This is a genomic window from Rubrivivax sp. JA1026, from assembly GCF_011065555.1.
GTDB classification, from domain to species: Bacteria; Pseudomonadota; Gammaproteobacteria; order Burkholderiales; family Burkholderiaceae_C; genus Rubrivivax; species Rubrivivax benzoatilyticus.
Genome location: NZ_JAALCQ010000024.1, coordinates 1 through 738, shown reverse-complemented (window position 1 = coordinate 738; position 738 = coordinate 1). Strand labels below are relative to the sequence as shown.

Genomic DNA, 738 nt, shown 5'->3' with positions numbered 1-738 from the left:
GACGTGACGGCGGGCGACCGCAGCAAGGTCTACGGCGCGGCCGACCCGACGCTGGGTTACACGGTGGATGCCGCCGACCTGAAGTACGCCGACACGGCGGCGGTGGTCAGCGGGGTCTCGTTGAACACGGCCACCGGCGCGGCGGCGACGGCGGGCACGCATGTCATCGCGGCCAGCGGCGGCACGGCGTCCAACTACGACATCGTGCTGCACGACGGCACGCTGACGGTGGCCAAGGCGCAGCTGGCGGTGACGGCCAACGACGCGAACAAGGTCTACGGCGCGGCCGACCCGACGCTGGGCTACAGCGTCGATGCGAGCGGGCTGAAGTACGCCGACACGGCGGCGGTGGTCAGCGGGGTTTCGCTGGCGACGGCCACCGGCGCGGCGGCGACGGCCGGCACGCACGTCATCACCGCCGGCGGCGGCAGCGCGTCGAACTACGAGCTGCAGTACGTCGACGGCACGCTGACGGTGGCCAAGGCACAGCTGGAGGTGACGGCCAACGACGCGAACAAGGTCTACGGCGCGGCCGATCCGACGCTGGGCTACACGGTGGACGCCGCCGACCTGAAGTACGCCGACACGGCGGCGGTGGTCAGCGGGGTCTCGCTGAACACGGCCACCGGCGCGGCGGCGACGGCGGGCACGCATGTCATCGCGGCCAGCGGCGGCACGGCGTCCAACTACGACATCGTGCTGCACGACGGCACGCTGACGGTGGCCAAGGCGCAGCTG

At 72.4% G+C, this 738-nt stretch carries 1 protein-coding gene; it reads left to right on the top strand.

Going from position 1 to position 738, the window contains the following annotated elements:
* A partial coding sequence (locus tag G5B56_RS19750) for an MBG domain-containing protein (RefSeq protein ID WP_310733812.1) occupies positions 1-738 on the top strand: 738 nt, incomplete at both ends.